This window comes from Paenibacillus agaridevorans, assembly GCF_018604145.1.
GTDB classification, from domain to species: Bacteria; Bacillota; Bacilli; order Paenibacillales; family Paenibacillaceae; genus Pristimantibacillus; species Pristimantibacillus agaridevorans.
Window position 1 is genome coordinate 4,396,427 of sequence record NZ_CP075889.1, and the last position, 14,566, is coordinate 4,410,992.

Below are 14,566 nucleotides of genomic sequence, written 5' to 3' on the forward strand. Positions count from 1 at the left end.
TCACCTGCCTAATCCAATTGAGAAGTCATTTTTGTAAGCCGTAACCAGATAGATTCCGTCATCCACTTTGCGAACATTGCAGTTTACCAGTTTGCCGATTTTTTTGTCCGTTCTGAATATAAAAAATTGTTCGGATGAATCGGCCGTTGTTGATACTTGCATTTGATTGACATCATGCTTGACACTCATCTTGCTGAGCAGAACGTCGGCAATACCAATGCCCGCCTCGTTTGAAGTAATGCTTCGCAACCATGGATACGTCGTATCCAAACGATTCAGCATATGTTCAAATTCCTTATATAGATCTTTCCATGATTTCTGCTGCCCTCGTTCTATGTCCGTCAAGTCGTCCGGATGCAGAAAGTGAGAGAATAATCCAACAGAAGTCATCGTATTTGCCTCAAACCAAACATTATAAGGAACATCAAAAAAACCTGAGGTGACTCGCGGCATTTCAATAATGCCATCATCTGCAACCTCAAATTCCTGTACATAAGCACGGTTCGATTCGTCTACGCCATATAAAGAGGCAATAACCGCTAAATTGGGCCATTCATGAATAAGCGCTTGCCTGCCTTCCGGCCCTAGAACATTGGATGGCGGAACATAGGACATCACCTTGTATTTGGGGAATCCCTCCGCAATATAATTTAGTACCGCTTCGGTTGCGGCTTCCATATCCTCTACGCTTCTCCATGTCTTGTAACCGAAAGACTCGGCAACCCTGGGGTCAGTCTGCATAGCTTGATGGTTGTAGCCGTGAATGCCAATTTCTCCGCCGCTTTTTATGATCTCTCGGCCGTATGAAATCAAACCATGCAATTCTTCATCCTCCAGTTTGTTGAAAGGAGGTTCTACCTGATCCTGATAAGATTGAATGACAACACCGGTGTACTTGACGTCGTATTTCTTGGCCGCCTTCAACATGTCGGGCCACCAAATATCCCGGAAAAAAGCAGGTAGATCTTTTTTATATTCACGATAAATAGGCAAATTTAATCCTCTCGGGATCGGTGCCGGGAAATCATCAATATAGAACAGCTTTGCGTTAAAAATCGGATAGATATAGTCCGCTTCCAGCATGCTGATGCCGCCTGTAATTAATCCCCTCGTTTCTTTTGTATTCAAGCTGCTGCCATTAAACATCACAAACTGACCATCTCCGTAAGGCTTTTTCCACATTAAAGGCACATGCTTATTGGATCTGGCCAATAACATTGATTCATCGTCCAATTCACCTGCGATGGAGTCGTTATAAATATAATCGCCATCAAACTTGACGCCTTTCTGGCCAATCAACACATTCGAAGTGAGCTCAATGCCGAAGTCGCCTTCTACAAAACTAAAGTTGATTATGCCAAGCTTGCGCGATAATTGGGTAAACACATCGCCCGGGTGGTCAGAGCGCATTACAAACATGCTGCCGCCATTCCAGACATACTCTTCAATCGTATCTACATCGCCGTCCAATTGTTCCAATGATGCAGTTAACAATATAGCTTTGCAATCCGAAAAATTCAATTCCTGCTGATCCATATTAATAATCGTATGGGGCTGCTTCATGTAGCCCAGAACCTGCTCCGTATTCTCTTTAATTTGAGTGCTCAACTCATCCATCTCATCGAATACGAGACAATAATTCCGTTCGCTGTCGACGGCAGCGTTTGGCGGCGCGGCTGCCAGCAATTTCTGTTTTTCTCTCATAGTTTGCAAATCTTCCAGAAGATGATCGTTATGATTAAGCTTCAATATAAATTCCGACCTTGCAAGCTGAGTTGCAATCCCCAGCAACAAAACGCATAACAAAATAATATAAACATTCCGCCGAAATTTAACATCCTTGTCCATTGTTACGCTCCCTCTGACCAGAACCTTACCATTGTAAGCGCGTGATTGGACAACCGCAGGGGCGCCCTTTTCAAACGATCAAGCGTTTCTTGCAACTTGGGATAAGATTTCATCACATAATAAACTTTAATCATGCTTAAATAAGCATTTTCGCTGTCCGGATACTGAGCCAAATACTTGTGAGCGCTTTGCTCCGCATCGCCGAAAGCTTGCAGTTCAATTTCCAGATCGATTTTTTCTTGATAAGCCCATTCCGAATGATCGGATATGGCAATATATTGATTCAGCACCTTTAAATACGTGTAACGATTTTTCAATAACGTTCGTTCATCCAGGAATCCGCTGCGCATATACGCTTGCAGTACTTCCGCATAGGTGGCGACCACTTGTACATCATCCGGCTGATTTTCGAATTTGACCGAAAACTCCTGCAACGCCAGCATCAGCTTGCGTTTGGTCTCCATAATCGCGCTTACCGCATAATGAGAAGTTTCTGTATCTTCATTGCTGACCGCTTTGCGCAAAATTTCGAGATAATTCAGCGAATCCTGTTTCAATACATCAATCATCACCCTGCGGCGGGTTTGATGCTCGCTTACCAATAAAGCTTCTTCAATCGGAATAATGTTTAATTCCCGTTGACGTTCAAACTGTTTGTATATGCCGATGCGGCGAACCTCATGCTCTTCCTGCTGGCGGGTTACATAATCTTCAAACGCTTCTTTGTTCCTCCCTGCAAACCATTTGGACCAGAATAACGGGAACAGCCATCCTGCCACAGGCAGGACGGCAACCACAACCGCTCGAACTAGCCATTGTTGCCAGGAGTTGCGATACAGAAGAGCAATCACCGCGAATGAAATAAGTACATAAACGCCATATATCATCCCATACATGCAATCACTCCTCCTCTATAACCCTGAACTTCATCGTCCCATGCGCCAGGCGTCCCAACACGTTCCCGGCGTCCTCAACTTCGGTATTGGATAGCAAAATCAGCAATTGAGCGTCGGAATCAATGCCGATATAGTCCGTCTCTCTCAGCTTTGCGGATAGATTTCGGGCCGCGTCCGTGAGTGAAGTTCCATGCAGATCCACGCCAACCAATAAGAAAGGAATCTGATGTTGTTCATAAGCCTGTCTCTTGGATGCAACAATTTCCTGGAAAATCTCGGGTTTAAGCAACATCGTGCCTTCTATGTATCGTTGTGTTTCAGTAGCGTCAATATAAATCAAAGCTTTGCTCAGCGCAGATGAAACAAGATCTACCGTAATACGGAACAAGTTTTCATGATATAACGAAAAGCTTTCAAAGGATAATCCATCAACCATTACAATCGCCGCGATTTGATTCTTATGCCGGATAGCCGCAGCCATCAGGGGAACGCCGTGGTCAAGCTGTCTGTTCACATACATTTCGCCGGTTTGAAGAATCGACGACAAGTGAGGATAATCCGTCGCCTTTAGCGATTTCGGCAACCCGTCCGGTCCGTAACCCGAGCTGGCGAGCAGACGCAAATAGGTTTGATGCGGATTAACGGTATAAATCGATACCTGCGGCGCATGCATAATCGATTTGACCACATTTACAGCCGCATTAAATACATTTTCCGGCTCCAGACTTTCCAGTTCCTTAGTGGCGGAATAAATTTTCCCGTAGCTGTCGCCCGAATTGAGAATGCGCAGTTGAAGCTCCTCTTTAACTTCCCGCACTTCCGTATATACTTCTTCCAGGAATCCGTAACGTTCGCCCACTTCCTTCACTTTTGCTTCTTGCTGATGTATCACGGCATTTTTTCTTTCGACGGTGTACCCGACAACCAGACCAATGAAGAGATAAATCGCAATTTGAAAAAATACATCCGTATCATAAGTCAACGATATCAGATCCATGCCCTCCAGCAGCTTCTGATAGATGAATAGCCCCGACGACAGAACAACAGCCAGAATAGCTTGTCTATTCCCATACAATATGCCAATAATTGTAATGTAGAAAAGCTTTACATCGATTACACTGTACACGATATTCAGATAGGTGAGCGTCAGCCATGCCGTCAACAGAAAGGCAATCAGATTTTCAATCGATGGCAATGCTTTTTTGAACAATGCCTTGAACTTGAGCCTGGAAGGCGAGCTTTCCGCTATGGCTGCAGCCGTCTGCCGCTCTGTGTTCTGCTGTATGAAAAACGCCGCTGTCCGTTCCAGGCCCTCATCTATTTTATAAAGCGGCGACCAATCCAGATCGCGCATAACCTTGCTGTTATCCAGCACGGAATGATCGATATCGCCCGCTCTTTTGTCCGCGTATTTAACGTCCTTGATGGGCATTATGCCGCCCAGCACTGCAATAATCCGGTTGACGCTGGTTTGAGTATTGGTCGACATATTATAAATGCCGGACTGATGGCTGTTGGCGCCACGGTAGATCGCATACGCAACATCTTCTACATAAATAAAGTCCCGCGTCTGCTCCCCGTCCCCATATACAACAAAGGGTTGCTCCGCAATCAACCGATTCATGAAGATCGAGATCACGCCGCCTTCCCCCAACCCGTCCTGACGGGGCCCGTATACATTGGAGAAACGAAAACCAAGCGTCGAAAGTCCGTACAGTTCTTCCCACTTGCTGCTGTACAATTCTCCGGTCAACTTGCTGATGCCGTATGGAGAGACCGGCGAACACTCCGCCTCCTCCCGAATTGGCAATACATCCTGAAGACCATACACAGCCGCGGAAGAAGCATAAATAAATTTGTTAACGCGGTATTCTACGCACAGATTCAGCATATTAACAAAACCAAGAACGTTGGCCTCCGCATCCTGCGCCGGGTTGGCAACCGAATGCGCCACACTCACTTGCGCGGCCAAATGTACAACAACATCAAATTTATTGGCCCGAAAAACCTCTGCGCATCTGTCATCCGCAATTGAAAGTATGTAACTTTTGTGTTTAAAGGATACATTCTCCCTCTTGCCCGTGCTCAAGTTATCAATAATGTATACATCGTAGCCCTCTTTATGAAATCGATCTGCTACATGAGAGCCTATGAATCCATAGCCCCCTGTTATTAATACCTTCATCCCCGCACCGCTCCACTTCTATTCTCTGTTACCTCATCTGGACAATTGCCCGATATGAAAAATAACGCAGATTAAAATGAAGGCCGCAAAGGCCTCCTTATTCCAGTAAAAAACCTCAAATTTCGACATTTATTGCAATGTCATTCATCATAGCACATGAGTCTGATCATTTTCTGAACAAATGAAAAGGCTCACAGTTCAAACGTCATGTATATAGTGTCGATCAGAATCACGATTCGAACTGCTGCTCTTGACGATAGAGCGGCTGGCTGTCCTTCTGGGTCATCACATGAGCCACGCCAGACGGAACTGCCCTTCTTACCGCTTGAGCTTCGCGGACAGCTCCGCGATTTGCTGCTCCTACTTCGAAATTGGCTTGCACCAATGAGTTGCCTTTTCTCCGCTTGCACGATTGTTCACTAGGCTTGGAGTTACACAATTTCCTGTAGAGTAGAGAGCTGAATTTCGATGGAGGGCATAGCCCTCCATTTCTACTTTCCAGCTCCCCCTTCATCAAACCGGACGTGAGGTTTTCCCTCATCCAGCTTTCCGATGTCCTTCTTTCTTCCGCATTACGGTACTCTCCTAATTAACCAGTTTCTTTAATCCAGCTTGCTGAGCAATAATCCCCACAATACCGGATTTACTATGCTTGTTTCGACGATTCAGCTTTTTGTTCCAAAACAGGGTTAACCTCTTTCGAATGTACCAGTCGATTTTGTTCAGGAATTGAATGGCAAACGAGTCCATTGCGTAATAGTTCCTCCACCCTTGTATTTTAGGGTTAAGTTCTTTGACCATCTCGTTCATTGTCCAGAACAAGCGGTTTCGTGGCTCCGTGACTTCCTTTACTTTTTCCTTCATTTTCTTCATGGCTTTTTTCGATGGATAACTCCGTAAGATGTAATGGGATCTCCCTTTCATTTGTTTTGGAGTCTTCCGATGATGCATGCCTTAGAAAATCGAATCCGTTCTTGTCATCCCACAGGTTGACCAGCTTGGATTTTGACGTATTCATTTCCAGTTCGAGCTTGGCGAATACAGCTTTGAGCACGTCAATGGATCGTAGTGCTTGTTCCTTGGTTTTGTAGAGGATGACCAGATCGTCCGCATAACGGACCATCGTGCCGAGCTCGGTGAATTTCTTCTCCCAGATCGTGTCGAGGTAGTTCAGATAGATATTTGCAAGTAACGGACTGATAACACCGCCTTGAGGGCTCCCGAGGGTGGTTTCGTAGAACTGATCATCTTTCACGAATCCCGCCTTCAGCCACTTCCGAATGAGCTTGAGGATTCTTCTGTCGCTGATTCGTTGTTCCACTAGCATCATCAGTTTCTCATGCGGGATGTTGTCAAAATACCCGGCGATGTCCACATCTAATACCCAGTAAACACCTTGTTTCACCGCTCGTCTAATGTGACGTATAGCTCCTTTGGTGTCCCGTTTGGGCCGAAATCCATAAGAGAAATCTTTGAAGTCTGTCTCAAAGATCGGTTCTATTACCATCTTCGTTGCCATTTGTACCGTGCGGTCTACAAGGGCGGGTATCCCTAGTGGACGGAACTTCCCGTCCCCTTTCGGTATTTCCTTGCGTCTTGCGGGCAGGGGATGATACGTGCCTGCCGTCAGTTTCTCCCCCACGTCTTCTACGAACTTTTCTTCACCGTACTCGTTCACGATGTGATCAATGGTTATACCGTCGATTCCACCGCTTCCTCTGTTTCCTTTGACTCGTCTCCACGCTTCCCTGAGCACATCTTCTCGGTATAGCTTGTCATACAACGCATGAAACCTTCGCTTCGGATTTTCCTTGGCGGCAAGAAATAGCTTGTTTTGAAGTTCTTGAGCTTTGACTTTGGCGTAGTTAGCAGACTCTGCATTCACTCGCTCGTACCTCCTCCACTTGCTTGGACAAAGCAGGGGCTCTTCCCTCCATGAGGTTTTGTTATCCTCACTTCATCGGCATTACTGCCCCCTCCGACTCCCTTACCGCAGCTCGCCACTTCACCTTTCGGGCTTATAGGTCCGCTCTTTACGGCATCTACCGTGCGGGGAAGGGTCTCCCTAATTCCAAGCACAACTTTCACAGCATGCCGATCCCTATACACCGGAGAGTTCTTCCGTGCTGCACTTCCAAGGGCTTCACACGTTCCAAGGCCTTCGCCCATCGCATCGGGGCTCGGCTCTCTCTTGTCCCTTTCGGGTCTTTTTTGACGATGCGGCAGGATTCACTTCATGTTACGGCCTGCTGTTTTGCTCGCACTCCTTGCGGAGTTACTTTGTCACAGGGCTTCAACCTTAGGATCTCTCCACCAGTTGCCTGTCAGCTACGAGGCGACTTGGCTCTTACCTCGATTGAACTTTCATCAATAAGTTGTGCCTAGCTTGGCTAGGCGCGCATACAAGAACAAAATCACCTGAAGGTGATTTAAAAAAAACCAACACACCCATTCACTCCTTGTCTATCGGACATAAATGGTTACTACTTAGGTCGGTGTCATTGGAAAGAAAATTCACCACGAAGTACAGCCATTAGGGAGGAGAGCACAGGTAGGCCTTGCTTATGGAGGGTAGAAATGAAGCCGCGGGCACGGGCAAACTGCTCCGCACCTTGCAAGGTGCGGAAAGTACCCGAAATCTTTTGTTTGACCTTCGTCATACGAATATCTCGTTCCGCCAGATTGTTGTCGAAAGGAACGAGAGGATCACAAACAAACCGAAGAATCGCCGTCTTGTAGAGGCGGAACCTTTCGGCTAGATTTGCCGCTTTACTCTTGGTCTTCCGGCCTTTTGGCCCCGTCTTCTGACGAATCCTGCCGGTACGCCATTCCGACTCGCCTTGGTCAAGAATGTGGTCGTAGCACCGCTCGATATGCCGGATCTTGTCCAAGGGCAGTTCATCGCCCGCAGCTCGAGCTACCTTCACGAGACGCCAACTTGTTTGCAGCAACCGTCTCATTCGAGTGGACCAGCGTTGCTGGTCGTGTTCAGTAATGCCCTGACACTCCCGCAGCAAATGCGCACCACATAACGCATGCTCAAAGTTGTAGATGCCTTTAAAATATGGCATTTTGCAATCGTGTGGACGAGAATGCCTTTGTAGTTAGGTAATATCCCCATGGCGTCAAAGGCCTTTGTACCACGATTTTGGTGGACCGCTTGATACGTCAGTTCGCTGTAGACATGGTGTGCAGCCAATGGTTCCTTCCCTCGACTTTAACGCTCGTTTCATCGGCGTGCCCCACGGGTGAGGCAAGCAACTGATCACGAACGGCTTGCTCATGAGGAATGAGTTTTGTATGCATCGTCTGCAGATGGGCGAGTAGTGTCGCTTTACTGGGACGGTGGCCAGTCAGATCGGCAAATAACTGACCGATTCGCTCAAGCGGCAACATTTGATACATGCTCAAATACACTGTCCAAGCCGCAATCCCCTGTCCGAACTGAACAGGTCCGCGAATCTCGGAGGGAAAGGTTGCTTGCTCCAGAGAATGGCTGTGGGGGCAACACTTTTTCTCCGTTCGATGTTCGGTGACGACAAAGCGAGGCTGTGGGAGATCAAAGACTTGGCGTCTCTCGTACCCCTGGCAGGCAGTATCCTCGAGCGAGGAAGAGCACCGTGTACACTGCAATAACGGATGTGTAACGATGGTGTCGGGCAGTCCCACCATTTGCAACGTAGAGCCTTTATGGCCTTTTGGCGCTCCCTTTTCCCCGCCTGCAGGAGCTCGAGACTGCACATAAAAGAACGGATATCATCATCCTGGCCTTATTGTGTGTTTCTGCTGCTCTTGTAATCGTTATGATCTTTATCGTTCTCAAGTATAAAAAGCGTTGGATCCACGTGCTTCAAACGGATCCAATAACGGGCTACGGTAATCACATTAAACTTTTTAAAGATTATGATGCATGTATTACGGATGATAATCGTGTCAGTTACAGTGTTGTCAATTTAAAAATCGAGAATATCTCTTCGATCAGCGAAGTGCATGGTTATGTAGAACGAGACCTTACCCTCACTCATATCTCAAAAATCATACAATCGCATCTTAGCGAACACGAGATGTTTGCCAGTGTATCGGAAGACAGTTTTATAATAGTGATGCAATATCTCTCCCAGCAACAATTAACGAAAAGACTGGGGCCGCTATATTTGGACATCGAGAGCTTATTAAAGCAAAAAACGAAGGATGATGCGGCAACGCTTAGGTCGGGCATATATGGTTTGGCGATTTACGATAAAGAATTAAACCCGGCCATCAATCATGCTATACAAGCCCGGGAATATGCACAGAGCAATAACCTTAGCTATGTCTTTTATGATAAGGCGCTCTTCAAATCGATCCATTTGGTTAAAGAACTGGATCAAGAAGCGATTACAGGTCTTGATAACAATGAGTTTATTCCATACTTTCAACCAATGCTCGATTTGGACCAAATGGGGATTGCAGGATTTGAAGCCTTGTCACGCTGGCAAAATAAAAAAAGAGGTCTGTTGTTCCCGGATCAATTTATCCCCATCCTCGAAAAGAATGGGCTGCTTGGCAAAGCGGATATCGCTTTGTTCCGCAATGTATGTCAATTGCTGGGTCAAAGAGTTAAGGACGGGCAAGATCTGCTCTACATTTCCTGTAATTTCTCACGATATAGTATCTATCAACCTGACTTCTGTACAACCCTAAAAGAGATTGCCGCAGAACAACAAGTTCCTGCAAGCTGCTTGCAAATTGAAATTTCCGATTCGATTTCGGCAGAAAATATGCCTGAGATTATAAGCAAAGTATCAGAATTAAAATCCTATGGCTTTACAGTAGCCCTCGATCATTTTGGAGGGGGCTATTCCTCCATTATGGAATTAAAAAACTTTGCTATAGACATCTTAAAGCTGGATAAGGAAATGATCAAAGATATTGAACATCCGAAAATACAATCCATCATGGGCAGTATAGTGGAAATGTGTCATGGCATTGGGGTAGAGGTTGCTTGTCAAGGGGTAGAGACGGATGCACAGCTGCAATTGCTTAAACAAATCAATTGTGATTATGTGCAAGGTTACCTTTTCTATCAGCCTATGCCTTATTCTGAGCTGGATAAGCTGATGCGGGGAATGTAGATATGAAAAAGCTCATTTATTATACGGGATTGACACTGATCCTGGTTATAGGAATTATCCTGATTGTTAATCGTGTTGCACAAAAATCAGCTGAAACACACAGCAAGCATAGTATCTTTTCTTGGTCAGATGAAGTCGTATTAGCTGAAGAGCGCCCTGCATTGCTATCCATTCTTGATCGGATGGATATTGGAGCCATCTATCAATCATTCTCCAAAGAATTACTTGCATCACAAGAAGCAGAATCTTTTCTTTCGCAAATGCAGGAACATACGATTGATGTATTTTATCTGACTGGAGAAGCCGAATGGGGCTTGGAAGCAGACGGAGCATCTCTGAAAGAAGAAATCATGAAAGTAGAGCTGCTCAATCAAAAGGTAGACAAAAAAGCTGGATTGAAAGGTCTTGTTATCGATGTAGAGCCTTATCTTTTGGAGGAATGGGATGCAGCTGACAAAAAGGGAAAAGTAAAAATAATTGAAACATTTATTGATGGTTTGGAAGCAGCCTATCAGGTGGCAAAGGATAAGGATTTAATTATGATTGTTACAATTCCTAATTTCTACGACAGATATTCTCTGTATGAACTGGATCGCTTGATTTCTTTGGCAGGCGATGGGATTGCCGTCATGAATTATGATCGCACAGACGAATATTCTCAAATCGAGAATGAAGTTAGTTTTTCCAAAAAGCATGGCAAACCGATCATCAATATCGCCGAGCTGCAACAGCCAGGAAAACATAAACTCGAAGATATCAACACCTATTATAACGCCGGCCTTGATGAGCTCCAAAAGTCTTGGGCCAGTCTGGACGAACGCTTCCAGTATCCCAAATTAAGCTTTTCCTATCATTATTATGATACTTTGAAGGAATTGCTCGAGTAGAAAATCCAATGATGAAAGGGCAGTCCAGAAAGTCAGTGAAAACTGGCTGCTGGTCTGCCTTGCACGGCTGAGATTGATCCCATCTATCTATTCCAGTCGGCAATTTCCCGAAATATATCCTCCATTACAAAACCGACGCACGGAATCTTATCCGATACAACGGTATCCTTCCCTTCGAATAGATTCATAAGCTCATATCGTCCGTCTTCGAGCAAATGGTGCTGCTCCAGCGTACGAGCTTCGATATCGACGATCCAATATTCCGCAACTCCATGCACGGCATAAGCCCTTCGCTTAACGAGCTTGTCTCGCTTATGAGAGCTGGGCGACAAAATCTCGATGACCAAATCCGGCGCTCCTTCAATCCCTCTCTTCGTTACAACATGCCCGCGGCTGCGATGAATCATGAGAATATCCGGCTGGACGACCGTCGTTTCGCTCAGAATAACATCGATTGGCGCATGAAACACTAGATAATCCTTTCTGCAGCTTTGCTTAATGATAAACTCTAATTCTCCGCTAACAGCTTGATGCATCGTCGAGGGGCCCGGCGACATCAACTCCATAATCCCGTCAACAATCTCATAACGCTGCCCGTCATCCGGCCATTCGGCATACATTTCATACGTGACCGGAGGTTCCAGCACTTTATCGGCCGTTTTCTGTTTCGGATTACGGTCCATAACATCCGCTCCTCTCCATGCGAAAAGCACCTTCAATAGCAACACAAATACAATGTGTGTCTACGAAGGTGCTTCCTTGTTATCCCTATTATGATCAGTCCTGTCGCTATTGTCAATGAATCCATCGACACCACGTTGACACCATCCCGGCACCAGAGCAAGCAAAGCTGCCCAACGTTAAGTCGGATTTATTTACATAATATTAAGCTGCAATTTATGTTTCAAAAATAATCCATCCCTACAATAAACATGATCACAACATAAAGGAGAGATTTATTTTGAAAAGAAAATGGATTGGTCTGGGCACCGCAGCCATCATGGTTTCTTCTTTAAGCAGCCCCGCAGTTGCACTTGCCTCCGAATCTTTCGATTTAACCATTATGCACTTGAATGACCATCATTCGCATTTGGAAAGTCAAACTTACGATCTTAGATTAGACTATGACGACGCGCAAGATGACGAAAAAGTACGCTTGGAGTTAGGCGGCATGTCTTACATATCGTCGTTGATTAATGAATACAAAAACGACGGCTCCTTGTATTTGCAAAGCGGCGAAGTGAACGGAACGCTATATTTCAGCCTCTACAAGGGCGAGACGGACATAAAGGTGTTAAACGCCTTGCAGCCTGATGCTTACATGGTTGGCAACCATGAGTTTGACGAGGGCGACCAGCGCCTTGCCGACTTGTACGACATGGCAACATTTCCGGTCTTGTCAGGAAATATTAAACCGACTAAAAAATCCCCGCTCTTCGGAAAACTGGACAAGCCATATATGATTAAAGAAATGAACGGCGAAAAGGTTGCCATTATCGGCGTTGTAAAAATCGAAAAAACGAAAGAATCCTCGCTTGTTAGCGACAATGTTGACTTCATTAACGAAATCGAGTTTGTTAAGTCTGCCGTTGAAGAAGTAAAGGAGCAAGGCATCAATAAAATTTTGGTACTGAGTCATCTGGGTTATGACTTTGATCAGGTTTTGGCAGCTGAAACCAGCGACATCGACTTGATTATCGGCGGAGATACTCACAACTTGCTAGACTCTTCGGGTGCGATGAAAGATCTTGGTTTGCCTGTGACCGGCGAATATCCAACGGTTGTTAAAAATGCGGACGGCAAAGACACCTACATTGTCCAAGCATGGGAATACGCCAAAGTTCTGGGTAAAATTGATTTGACATTCGACGAGCAAGGCGAAGTCATCAGCGCAGCAGGGAAGCCCATCGCTCCCGTCAACGGTCCTTATCAGATTAACGTAGACGGGAAGTGGGTTGACGCGGACGAAACTGCATTGGCCAAAATCAAAGATGCGATTGCGAAAAGCCCGGTTTTGGTAGAGGGCGCTACCAATCCTGCTGTGGAGGAAATTATTGAACCTTACCGGGAAGCGGTAGAGGCAGAGATGGCGACCGTCATTGGCACTGTGAAAGAAACATTGACCAACGATCGTATCCCCAAACCTTTTACAGCTATGAAAGATGCAAACGGCAGCTTTGCAGCACAAGTTGTTGCCGACTCTTTCTTGTACGGCTTGCCGCAAGCTGACCTTGCCATCCAGAACGCGGGCGGCGTCAGGTCCACCTTTTTACAAGGCAATTTTACAATGGCCGACGCCTACACCATGCTGCCGTTTTCCAACACGGTGACTACGCTTAAAATAACCGGCGAAGAAGTAGTCAATGTTCTGGATGACGCCATTCGCTACTCGCAGGGCATCACACAATCCACCGGCGCCTTTCCTTATGCTTCGCACTTGCGATATGACGTTTATTTAAATGCAAGCGACAACGTCAAGAGCGTATATAACGTAGAAGTAAAAGATAGAAAGACAGGCAAGTGGTCTCCCATCGACAAGGATAAATCTTATGTTGTAGTTACAAACTCCTTTACGGCTCTTGGCAAAGATGGCTATGTCACGTTTGAAAAGGCTATCGAAAGAGATCCAAATGTAAAGGAAGAAACTCACATTGAATATGCCGTACCGCTTGTTGAGCTGTTTACAAAATACCTAAACGGCGGAGAGCTTGTTAAACCGAACGCGGACAGCTACTCCATAAAATCGGTAAAAGAATGGCAATCCGAACCATCTGAAGGATCGGAATCAACCGAATCGCCTGACGGCGAGTCCACGATTCCAGCAGAAGAAGTAAAAACGTATACGGTAACAAAGGGAGACACTCTCTACAGTATTGCGAAGAAAACCTTAAATGACGGAAGGCGTTGGAAGCAGATTTATGAATTGAACAAAAATACGATCAAAAATCCGAACTTCATTTATCCAGGGCAAGTCATCGTACTGCCGTAAGGAAAAAGCCGCTCTTCCGTATTGGGAGAAGCGGCTTTTTTCTGTTTTGAAGTCCACTACACTAACCACCCGCGCTCAATTGCTTTTTCCGTCGCCTGCTGACGAGTCTCCACACTCAGCTTTTGAATAGAAAGGGACAAGTAGTTGCGGACCGTGCCTTCCGTCAAAAACAACTCCTTCGCAATTTCACGGGTCGATAACCCCGATCCGGATAATCGCAGCACATCCCGCTCCCGCTCGGTCAACGGGTTGTCCTCCTTCAGAAACAACGCCGCTGCCAAGTCGGTGCTGACGACTCGCTCGCCTTGCATAACTTTGCGAATGGACCTAATTAAATAATCGATCGGCTCATCCTTAAGCAAATAGCCTTCGACCTTCAAATTCATAGCCTTCTGGAGAAACCCGGGACGTGCAAAGGTCGTGACGATAATGATTTTGACGGATCGCCCCTCTTGCCTAACGATCTCCGCCACCTCCAGCCCCGTCCTGCCCGGAATCTCAATATCAAGCAGACAAACATCCGGCTCATGACTGCAAATCGCATATTCACAGCAATCAGCAAATTAATATGACAGTGTCATAACGCTTTCTAATCATTTGCAGAACATTTTTCACTCCACTATAATGATAAAATTAGACCACATACA

At 45.8% G+C, this 14,566-nt stretch carries 12 protein-coding genes and 1 pseudogene; 3 read left to right on the plus strand and 10 right to left on the minus strand.

The genetic code is table 11. From position 1 onward, the window contains the following. The 8 genes from KJW29_RS18185 to KJW29_RS36810 form a co-directional block, all read right to left on the minus strand. Entirely contained in the window at positions 1–1,848 is a 1,848-nt protein-coding gene (locus tag KJW29_RS18185) for a DUF2194 domain-containing protein (RefSeq protein ID WP_343222821.1), read from the minus strand. Between the two features lie 2 nt (positions 1,849–1,850). Next, positions 1,851–2,744: a hypothetical protein gene (locus KJW29_RS18190; RefSeq protein ID WP_214630867.1), complete on the minus strand. Its 894-nt coding sequence runs from the start codon at positions 2,742–2,744 to the stop codon at positions 1,851–1,853. A gap of 4 nt (positions 2,745–2,748) precedes the next feature. After that, a complete protein-coding gene (locus tag KJW29_RS18195) occupies positions 2,749–4,929 on the minus strand; it encodes an NAD-dependent epimerase/dehydratase family protein (protein ID WP_214630868.1) in 2,181 nt (726 codons plus the stop codon). A 229-nt stretch (positions 4,930–5,158) separates the two neighbouring features. Then, positions 5,159–5,314 (minus strand): hypothetical protein, encoded by a 156-nt coding sequence (locus KJW29_RS18200; protein ID WP_214630869.1) that lies wholly within the window; start codon positions 5,312–5,314, stop codon positions 5,159–5,161. 200 nt (positions 5,315–5,514) lie between these two features. Further along, the gene (locus KJW29_RS36155; RefSeq protein WP_343222822.1) at positions 5,515–5,802 is read right to left on the minus strand and encodes a group II intron maturase-specific domain-containing protein; all 288 of its coding nucleotides are present in this window, start codon (positions 5,800–5,802) and stop codon (positions 5,515–5,517) included. Then, positions 5,714–6,814 carry a group II intron reverse transcriptase/maturase gene (gene ltrA, locus KJW29_RS18205; protein ID WP_246608770.1) on the minus strand — a complete coding sequence of 367 codons (1,101 nt, stop codon included), beginning with the start codon at positions 6,812–6,814 and terminating at the stop codon, positions 5,714–5,716. Before ltrA ends, KJW29_RS36155 begins: the two co-directional genes overlap by 89 nt. A gap of 613 nt (positions 6,815–7,427) precedes the next feature. After that, the gene (locus KJW29_RS36505; protein ID WP_214630870.1) at positions 7,428–8,000 is read right to left on the minus strand and encodes an IS66 family transposase; all 573 of its coding nucleotides are present in this window, start codon (positions 7,998–8,000) and stop codon (positions 7,428–7,430) included. A gap of 97 nt (positions 8,001–8,097) precedes the next feature. Beyond that, on the minus strand, positions 8,098–8,601 hold the full coding sequence (locus KJW29_RS36810; RefSeq protein WP_425517563.1) for an IS66 family transposase: 504 nt from the start codon (positions 8,599–8,601) through the stop codon (positions 8,098–8,100). Positions 8,602–8,627: 26 nt separating this feature from the next. Here KJW29_RS36810 and KJW29_RS18220 point away from each other — a divergent pair, with 26 nt between their 5' ends. Both KJW29_RS18220 and KJW29_RS18225 read left to right on the plus strand, forming a co-directional pair. Next, on the plus strand, positions 8,628–10,043 hold the full coding sequence (locus tag KJW29_RS18220) for an EAL domain-containing protein (RefSeq protein ID WP_214630872.1): 1,416 nt from the start codon (positions 8,628–8,630) through the stop codon (positions 10,041–10,043). A 2-nt stretch (positions 10,044–10,045) separates the two neighbouring features. After that, positions 10,046–10,930: a hypothetical protein gene (locus KJW29_RS18225; RefSeq protein WP_214630873.1), complete on the plus strand. Its 885-nt coding sequence runs from the start codon at positions 10,046–10,048 to the stop codon at positions 10,928–10,930. Between the two features lie 83 nt (positions 10,931–11,013). Here KJW29_RS18225 and KJW29_RS18230 read toward each other — a convergent pair whose 3' ends face one another. Then, positions 11,014–11,613: a Uma2 family endonuclease gene (locus KJW29_RS18230; RefSeq protein ID WP_214630874.1), complete on the minus strand. Its 600-nt coding sequence runs from the start codon at positions 11,611–11,613 to the stop codon at positions 11,014–11,016. Between the two features lie 278 nt (positions 11,614–11,891). Here KJW29_RS18230 and KJW29_RS18235 point away from each other — a divergent pair, with 278 nt between their 5' ends. Continuing rightward, positions 11,892–13,919 carry a 5'-nucleotidase C-terminal domain-containing protein gene (locus KJW29_RS18235; RefSeq protein ID WP_214630875.1) on the plus strand — a complete coding sequence of 676 codons (2,028 nt, stop codon included), beginning with the start codon at positions 11,892–11,894 and terminating at the stop codon, positions 13,917–13,919. A 56-nt stretch (positions 13,920–13,975) separates the two neighbouring features. Here KJW29_RS18235 and KJW29_RS18240 read toward each other — a convergent pair. Further along, positions 13,976–14,461, minus strand: a pseudogene (locus KJW29_RS18240) (response regulator transcription factor); the annotation flags it as partial. Positions 14,462–14,566 lie beyond the last annotated feature (105 nt).

Bases quoted from the DNA above. Each gene is read 5' to 3' on its own strand.
- KJW29_RS18185 (WP_343222821.1), bottom strand. From the start codon at position 1,848: ATGGACAAGGATGTTAAATTTCGGCGGAATGTTTATATTATTTTGTTA.
- KJW29_RS18190 (WP_214630867.1), bottom strand. From the start codon at position 2,744: ATGTATGGGATGATATATGGCGTTTATGTACTTATTTCATTCGCGGTG.
- KJW29_RS18195 (WP_214630868.1), bottom strand. From the start codon at position 4,929: ATGAAGGTATTAATAACAGGGGGCTATGGATTCATAGGCTCTCATGTA.
- KJW29_RS36155 (WP_343222822.1), bottom strand. From the start codon at position 5,802: ATGAAGAAAATGAAGGAAAAAGTAAAGGAAGTCACGGAGCCACGAAAC.
- KJW29_RS36505 (WP_214630870.1), bottom strand. From the start codon at position 8,000: ATGCCATATTTTAAAGGCATCTACAACTTTGAGCATGCGTTATGTGGT.
- KJW29_RS36810 (WP_425517563.1), bottom strand. From the start codon at position 8,601: ATGGTGGGACTGCCCGACACCATCGTTACACATCCGTTATTGCAGTGT.
- KJW29_RS18225 (WP_214630873.1), top strand. From the start codon at position 10,046: ATGAAAAAGCTCATTTATTATACGGGATTGACACTGATCCTGGTTATA.
- KJW29_RS18230 (WP_214630874.1), bottom strand. From the start codon at position 11,613: ATGGACCGTAATCCGAAACAGAAAACGGCCGATAAAGTGCTGGAACCT.